We start from the raw sequence: 7309 nt of genomic DNA on the forward strand, positions 1-7309 counted from the left end.
CGTGCACAGCGCCTGCCGGCGTGGCTGAAGCAGACTGCGCCGCTGCCGCTGCGCGCGGAGCCTGCGCCGGCGCTGCCTCGCCTTCCATCTGGATTCTTGCGATCACCGTATCCGCGTTCACAATGCCGTCCACGGCGACCAGATGCTCCACCATGACCCCGTCATTGTGCGCAGGCACCTCGATGATGGACTTGTCCGTTTCGATCTCGACCAGCACGTCGCCAGCCTTGAAGGCCTGGCCCGGCGTCACGATCCACGCAACCAGGCGGGCGGCGTCCAGGGCCTCGCCCGTCGGCGGGACGACCATATCCAACATTCTCGTCATGCTTGTTCCTTCGAAATCCGATGCGCCCTTCCAGTTTTCGGAGCGCTTTGTGCCAGCGCGGCGTCAGGCGGCCGGGTTCATGAACTGGATGAACTCGGTGATGGCGCCTTCGGGCTCCATCAGGTAGAACACCTTGGTGCGCCCTTGCCGCATGACGCACGGCGAGGACACGCTTTCGTAGCCGGCCTGCGTCGCCTGCTCATACACGGCATCCACGTCCGCCACCTCGAAGGCCATGTGGCTGTAGCCGAAATCGCATTGGCGGCGCGGCTGCTTGTCGCCATCGGGCGTGTAGTACTTGAACAGCTCGACCCGGTGCCCGCCGTGGCGCAGCATGGCCCAGCGTATGGTCGCGCCCGGCAGGCCCACCACTACGCCCAGCGCGGGCTCGCTGCGGTGGTCCATTTCCCCCTCCAGCTCGAAGCCGAGGAAGCCGGTGTAGAAATTCCGCGCGCGCTCGAAATCATTGACGCAGACGGCCGTATGGTGCGTGGCAAGCAATTTGTCTTTGAGCATTTTTCTCTCCCAGGCTCAAACGCCTGCGTCAGCGTGAGCCGCCGCGGCGGCTATCCAGGGACCGCAGCGCGGTCTCCACGGCCTGCGCATCCGCCAGCGCGGCGCGCTCCAGCACCTTGGAAACCACGGGCGAGGAATTGGCGCCCGTGACGTGCACGATCTCGTGGTCCAGCCAGTCGAACAACCGGGACTGCGCCTCGCTCGCCACCCGCGAGCCGATCGACGTGCCGCGCGTGGTCTGCTCCACGATCATCAGCGCCTGGGTGCGTTTGACGCCCGCCGCGATGGTTTCCCAATCGATGCCCAGCGGATCCAGCGTGCGCAGGTCTATCACCTGGGCGTCGATGCCGGTCCGCTCAGCGGCCTGGCAGCAGATATCGACCATGACGCCGTAGGTCAGGATGGTGCAGCGCGCGCCTTCGCGCGCGACGCGGGCCCGCCCGATGGGCACGATGTAGTCCCAGTCTGCGGCCGGCACCTTGCCCACCTGTTTGAACAGGTCGTTGTATTCCACCATCAGGACCGGATCGTCGCAGCGCAGCGCGGCATTGAGCAGCCCGATGTAGTCGTAAGGCCGCGACGGCGCCAGGATGCGCCATCCCGGGTATTGCGCGAACAAGCCGCTGGCGTCCATGGAATGCTGCGAGCCGTAGCCGGTACCGGCGGTGACCCGGCTGCGCACCAGCACGGGCACCGCGAACTTGCCGCCGAACATGTGGCGCACCTTGGCGATCTGGTTGAACAGCTGGTCCGCCGCCACCAGCGCGAAGTCGGGATACATGATCTCCACCACCGGGCGCATGCCGTTCAAGGCCGCGCCCAGCGCCAGGCCGGTAAAGCCGTTCTCGCAGATGGGCGTGCCGATGAGGCGGTCCGGAAAGTGGTCGCCGATGTCCTTGGTGGCGCCGGCCGTGCCTCCTTTCAGGCGATGCACGTCCTCGCCCAGGATGAAGATGCCGTCGTCGCGCTGCATATTCAGCAGCATGGCGCGCGAGATCACGTCCTGGAACTTGGCGTCCGTAAGATCGGCCGGCGCCTGCTCCTCCAGTTCCACGGCGCGCTGGCCTTTCAACTCGCCCAGATCGCCGCGGATGCCGCTGTCCACGCTGGCCGGGTCCGGCCACAGCTCGGGGCGGATACGCTGCGCGGCCTCGTCACCGTAGTTCTCCAGCAGCCGGTCCAGCGCGCCGTCTATCAATTCATCGGCGCGGCGCTCCAGGCGGGCCATGCCGGCGTCGTCGATCAGGCCGAGCGACTTCAGCTGCGCCGGGAAAGTCGAGATGGGATCGCGTGCGCTCCAGGCCTCTTCCTCGTCCTTGTCGCGGTAGCGGAAAGCGCTGCCCTTCAGGGCGCCCGACTGGTGCAGGTAGCGGTAGGTCTGCGCTTCCAGCAACACCGGCCCGCCGTCGCGGCGGATGATGGCGCGGGCCTCCTGCATGGCCAGGCGCGCCGCGACGACATCCATGCCGTCGAACTCGATGGCCGGCACGCCCAGGGACAGGCCGCGCGCCGACAGGCGGGTCTCGCGGGTCTGCTCCGACACGTGCGTGGACACCGCGTACAGATTGTTTTCCACGAAGAAAATAGTGGGCGTGTTGTAGAGCGCCGCCAGGTTCATGGCCTCGTAGGCCGCGCCGCTCTGCATGGCGCCGTCGCCGAAGAAGGCCACCGACACGTGATCGCGCCCGCGCAGCTTGTCGGCGAAGGCGTAGCCCACCGCGTGCGAAGGGTTGCCGCCCACGATGGCGTTGGAGCCGTAGATGCCCGCCTCGGGATAGCGCAGGTGCATGGAGCCGCCGCGCCCGCCGCAGTAGCCTGGCGTCAGGCCCAGGATCTCGGCATAGGTCCGGTAGATCACGTCGCGGTGCGCGTCCAGGGTATCCGAGGCCAGCGGCGAATAATCCGCCGGCGTGGCGTGGTTCAGCGCCTTGGCCAGGAACTGGTGGTGCATGCGGTGGGTGCCGTTGATCTTATCCGCCGATTCCAGCATCGACATGACCCCCACGGCCGCCCCATCCTGACCGATGCTGGAATGCGCCGGACCATGCAGGATGCCGGCCACGCTCAGCTTCAAGAGCTTTTCCTCGAAGCGCCGGATCAGTATCAGCTGCTCCAGCATGCGGACCATTTCACGCGGCTCGATGGCCTGCGCGTCCGCGGCGGTGGCGCTGAGCCGCCACCAGGGCGTCTCGGTATGCAGGGCGGCAAGCCGCGAGGTCTTCGCGGCGGGCGCCGCGCCTTCATTGATATGCTTCATCGATGCTTCCCTTCAGTGGGCCGCGGCCAGGGCGGCGTCCAGCGGTTCGGTCTCCTGCGCGCGCAGCAGCTTCCAGATGTGCGTGCGCAAATGCACGAACGCCTCCATGTCCATCACGTCCTCGATCCGCTCCATGCTGTCCCAGTCCTCGCGCCGGCGCACGTCGGCCACGTTGATGATTTCCTTGATCTGTCCCGGGCGGCCTGTCAGCACCACCACGCGGTCGGACAGGTACACCGCTTCCTCCACGCTGTGGGTAATGAACAGCACCGTGCGCGGATTGAGCCGCGACAGCTTGACCAGCTCTTCCTGCATGACCACGCGGGTCTGGGCGTCCAACGCGCCGAAGGGCTCGTCCATCAGCAGCACGTCGGGGTCCAGGGCGTAGCTGCGCGCGATGGCCACGCGCTGCTGCATGCCGCCGGACAGCTGGTGCGGATAGGCCTGCTCGTAACCCGACAGGCCCATCAGCTCTATGTAGCGCGCCACCGTCCGCGCCCGCGCCTCGCGCGTGGCGCCCTTGCACTTCAGGCCGAAGCCGATGTTCTCGGTCACGGTCTTCCAGGGAAACAACGCGAACTGCTGGAACACGACGGCGCGGTCCGGGCCCGGCTCCCGCACCTCCTTGCCGCCCACCCGCACGCTGCCCGCCGACGGAAACTCCAGGCCGGCCGCCATGCGCATCAAGGTGGTCTTGCCGCAGCCGGACGGCCCGACGATAGAAACGAATTCCCTCTCGCCCACCTCGAAACTCACGTCATCCAGGGCCAGGAAGCTTTCCCCGCCCCGGCTGAACGTGCGCTGCACCCGCTCGAAAGTAATCTGACTCATGCTTGCGTTCCTTTATAGAGAGCCGCGGCCGCAGGCCTACTTCGCGACATCGGCGACGAAGGCCCGGAGCTTGGGATCGTCCTGGATCATCTGCAGATACTTGCCCGTGACCATGGTCTTGGGATCGGGGATCTTCTTGACCACGCCCGCGGACACCATGAATTCCCCCACGCTGTTCCACCAGCCGACCATCTCCGAGGTACCGCCCGGGCCGGGCGCGAACAGCTTGGTCTGCTCCGCCAGGTCGAAGGCGGGCCGGTCGCGCAATTCCTGCTCCAGGTACTTGTCCGGGAACTTCACGCCCACGCTGCCGAAGAAGGCTTTCAGGTACGCCCTCGCCTCTTCGGGATGGGCCCGCTGCCAGGCCACCGCGCGCAGATAGACCGCCAGGAAGCGGGCGACCTTGTCCGGATGCTGCTTGGCGAATGCCGGCGTCGTGAACAGGTAGCTGTGGATCGGCATCTTCAGCTCGGCGCCGGTGCAGATCACCTTTGCGCCTATGGCCTCTTGCAGGATGTAGGTGTTGGGCGCCCACACGGAAGAAATGTCGTACTTGCCGCTCATCACCGCGGCGTTGATGTCGGGCGGAGACAGGTTGACGAAACGATAGTCCTCGGGCTTAAGCCCGAACTTCCTGGACAGGCATTCGGCCGCGCCCCACTGGCCGGTGGAATTGCTGGTGACGGGAATGGTCTTGCCCTTGAGCAGCGCCGGATTCTTCAGGTATTCGTCGGCCCGCTCCTTGGTGGCCATCAGCGTGATGATGGCGGCCTCGCCGTCGGCGATGCCTATGGTCTGCAAGCCGTACTTCGACGCCCCCAGCAGCGACGGGATGTTGCCCGCCCCGCCCACGTCCCATGATCCGGACGCGCCCGCAGCGATTTCCAACGCACCGGAGGCGAAGGTCGAGATCTCGGGCTTCAGGCCCACCTCCTGCCACCAGCCTTTCTCGCTGGCGATGTACCACTCCAGCGCCCACCGCTGCGGCTGCTGGCCGATGCGGATGGTGAACAGCTCCGTGCCCGCGGGCGCGGCCTGGGCCGCCGCCTGTCCGGGTCCCCCCAGCCAGCACCCGATCACGAGCGCTGCCAAGGCCTTGAGGCCTTTGTAATGTGTCATCTGTCTCTCTCCAATATGGAATGCCGCTACCTGCACTGCCTGCCAGTTGTTCCTCCTCTTTCCCTGGGGATCAGCGCGACCAGTCGCGCTGCACCCGTCGCTGCAAGGCGCGCATGCCATAGTCGATGCCCGCGCCTATCAAACCGATGGTGATCATGCCGCTGATCACGATGGCAGGTTCCAGGTTGCTGCCGCCCTGCACGATCATGTAGCCCAGCCCGGTGGAACCCACGATCAGTTCCGCGCCAATCAATGACTGCCAGCCGAACCCCGCCCCGACCCGGATGCCGGCGACGATGTGCGCCAACGACGCCGGCAGCAGGATCTCGGTCAGCGTCACCCAGCGCCCGGCCCCCAGCATCTGGCCGGCCTCGATCAGGGCGCGGTCGATCTGCTTGGCGCCGCGGTAGGCGTTCAGCACGCAAGGCGCGAAGGCCCCGGCAAAGATCACCAGCGTGGGCGACAGGAAGCCGGTGCCGAACCAGAAAATCGCGAACGGCACCCAGGCAATGGGGGGAATGAAGCGGAACGCCTCGAATACCGGCGCCACCGCCCAGTCCATGGCCTTGAAGCGCCCCATGAACAGCCCCAGCGGCACGCCCAGCAGGACCGCGATGGAAAAGCTGATCAGGAATTTCTCCAGGCTGGCCAGCAGATGCATCTGCAGCACCGAGCCCGCATAGGGTTCGCGCGTGTGCTCGGCCATGCTGCGCAACACCGTCAGCGGCCCCGACAGGAAGGCCGGCGACACCAGGCCCAGGCCGGAGAGCAGCGCCCAGCCGCCGAACAGCGTGGCGAGGCCCAGGGCCGGCATCAGCCAGCGTTCCAACACCCGGCGCGAGACGATGGCGTGGGCGCTGCCCTGGGCTGTCCTGTTCATGCTTTCCATGGCATCACCCTGCGTTCCACCTGCGCCAGCAGCGCGGACATCAGCATGCCCATGCCGGCCACCGCGGCCATGGCCACCACGATCATTCCCGAGTTCAGGTCGCGCGTGGCGATGATCAGCACATGGCCCAGGCCGATGAAGGAGCCGACCAGTTCCGCAGCCACCAGCACCATCCAGCAGGCCTGCAGCGAAGTCCGCAGGCCCGTGAAGATGGCGGGCAAGGCGCCAGGCACGATGACATCCAGCAGCATCCGGCGACCGGCGGCGCCATTGACGCGCGCCGCCTGGATCAGCGTGTCGTCGATGTTGCGCACGCCGGTGTAGGTGTTGATCACGGTGGGCGCGAAGGCCGCCAGCCAGATCACGAAGACCTTGGCGCTGGTGCCCAGCCCGAACCACAGGATGGTCAGCGGAATCCAGGCAATCGGCGCAATCGGGCGCACGATCTGGAACACCGGGTTGACGTAGGCTTCGACCAGTCGGCTCTGCCCCATCAGGATGCCCAGCGGCACGCCCGTCATCGCCGCCGCCGCGAAGCCGTACAGCACCAGCCCGGTGCTGGCCGCGACGTGCTGCAGCAGCGTGCCGTCGGCATAGCCTGCCCCGGCGATCTCCAGCAAGGCGTCCCAGGCGTCAACGGGCGACGGCAGTTGCACCGCGCTCAGGAGTTCCAGCGGACCCGTGGCCAGGTACCAGGCCAGCAGCAGCGCCGCGACCGATGCGCCGCTGACCAGCCAGCGCAGGGACAGGCGCCGACGTGCCGGCGCGGGCGGATTGGCGGGGGGGCTGACGACAGTCATGGCGGCGCTCCGGTCGAGCAGGGCCAGGGCGGCCGGGGCGCCGGCGACGGCGCGGGGGGAAAGCGGATGCCGGACCATGTCAATGCGTCCTCAGCACGATCTTGGCCGACGCCGCGCGGCCGCCGTCCAGATCGGAAAAGGCCTGCGCGCCCGCTCCCAGCTCACGCTCCTCGACCCAGGACAGATCGCCGAAGACGCCCCGGTGCAGCGCGTCCACGGTCGCCCACAGGTCGGCGCTGGTATAGGTGTAGGCGCCGATCAAGGTGATCTCGTCCAGCGTCAGCCGCCGCATGTCGATCTCGCTGGCCCAGTCCTGCAGGCCGATGTGCAGCATCACGCCGCCCGGTTGGACCGCGGCCAGCGCGGCCGGACGCGTGAGCTTGCCGCCCACCGCGTCCACCACCAGTTCATAAGCGCCCCGCGCCGGAGCGGTCTCGCGCGGATCGAAGGCCATGCAGCCCGCATGCTTCTGCGCCGAGGCGCGCCGCAGCGGGTTGGTTTCGGCCAGGCTGACGCGGCAACCCTGGCTGCGCAGCAGCAGCGCCGTCAGCAGGCCGATGGCGCCGCCGCCC

Annotated in this window: 8 protein-coding genes; all 8 read right to left on the reverse strand. The window is 67.4% G+C overall.

Translation table 11 applies throughout. The annotated features are described in order from the left end of the window. The coding region (locus VIR09_RS29350) for a lipoyl domain-containing protein (protein WP_332016074.1) at window positions 1-325 on the reverse strand (325 nt) is incomplete at its 3' end. A gap of 63 nt (window positions 326-388) precedes the next feature. Next, entirely contained in the window at window positions 389-841 is a 453-nt protein-coding gene (locus VIR09_RS29355) for a VOC family protein (RefSeq protein WP_332016075.1), read from the reverse strand. A gap of 28 nt (window positions 842-869) precedes the next feature. Further along, entirely contained in the window at window positions 870-3098 is a 2229-nt protein-coding gene (locus tag VIR09_RS29360) for an alpha-ketoacid dehydrogenase subunit alpha/beta (protein WP_332016076.1), read from the reverse strand. 12 nt (window positions 3099-3110) lie between these two features. Next, entirely contained in the window at window positions 3111-3929 is an 819-nt protein-coding gene (locus VIR09_RS29365) for an ABC transporter ATP-binding protein (protein WP_332016077.1), read from the reverse strand. Between the two features lie 36 nt (window positions 3930-3965). Then, window positions 3966-5048: an ABC transporter substrate-binding protein gene (locus tag VIR09_RS29370; RefSeq protein ID WP_332016078.1), complete on the reverse strand. Its 1083-nt coding sequence runs from the start codon at window positions 5046-5048 to the stop codon at window positions 3966-3968. Window positions 5049-5118: 70 nt separating this feature from the next. Continuing rightward, window positions 5119-5928: an ABC transporter permease gene (locus VIR09_RS29375; protein ID WP_332016079.1), complete on the reverse strand. Its 810-nt coding sequence runs from the start codon at window positions 5926-5928 to the stop codon at window positions 5119-5121. Further along, window positions 5925-6737 carry an ABC transporter permease gene (locus tag VIR09_RS29380; RefSeq protein ID WP_332016080.1) on the reverse strand — a complete coding sequence of 271 codons (813 nt, stop codon included), beginning with the start codon at window positions 6735-6737 and terminating at the stop codon, window positions 5925-5927. The genes VIR09_RS29375 and VIR09_RS29380 overlap by 4 nt, the downstream gene beginning before the upstream one ends. A gap of 79 nt (window positions 6738-6816) precedes the next feature. Then, a partial coding sequence (locus tag VIR09_RS29385) for a zinc-binding dehydrogenase (protein ID WP_332016081.1) occupies window positions 6817-7309 on the reverse strand: 493 nt, incomplete at its 5' end.

The sequence above is a fragment of the Achromobacter sp. genome, from assembly GCF_036567245.1.
In the GTDB taxonomy this organism is placed as follows: domain Bacteria; phylum Pseudomonadota; class Gammaproteobacteria; order Burkholderiales; family Burkholderiaceae_B; genus Achromobacter.

What these genes read in the sequence shown, in the direction of transcription:
- VIR09_RS29375 (WP_332016079.1), bottom strand. Translation starts at nt 5,928, where the DNA reads ATGAACAGGACAGCCCAGGGCAGCGCCCACGCCATCGTCTCGCGCCGG.
- VIR09_RS29360 (WP_332016076.1), bottom strand. Translation starts at nt 3,098, where the DNA reads ATGAAGCATATCAATGAAGGCGCGGCGCCCGCCGCGAAGACCTCGCGG.
- VIR09_RS29355 (WP_332016075.1), bottom strand. Translation starts at nt 841, where the DNA reads ATGCTCAAAGACAAATTGCTTGCCACGCACCATACGGCCGTCTGCGTC.
- VIR09_RS29380 (WP_332016080.1), bottom strand. Translation starts at nt 6,737, where the DNA reads ATGACTGTCGTCAGCCCCCCCGCCAATCCGCCCGCGCCGGCACGTCGG.
- VIR09_RS29365 (WP_332016077.1), bottom strand. Translation starts at nt 3,929, where the DNA reads ATGAGTCAGATTACTTTCGAGCGGGTGCAGCGCACGTTCAGCCGGGGC.
- VIR09_RS29370 (WP_332016078.1), bottom strand. Translation starts at nt 5,048, where the DNA reads ATGACACATTACAAAGGCCTCAAGGCCTTGGCAGCGCTCGTGATCGGG.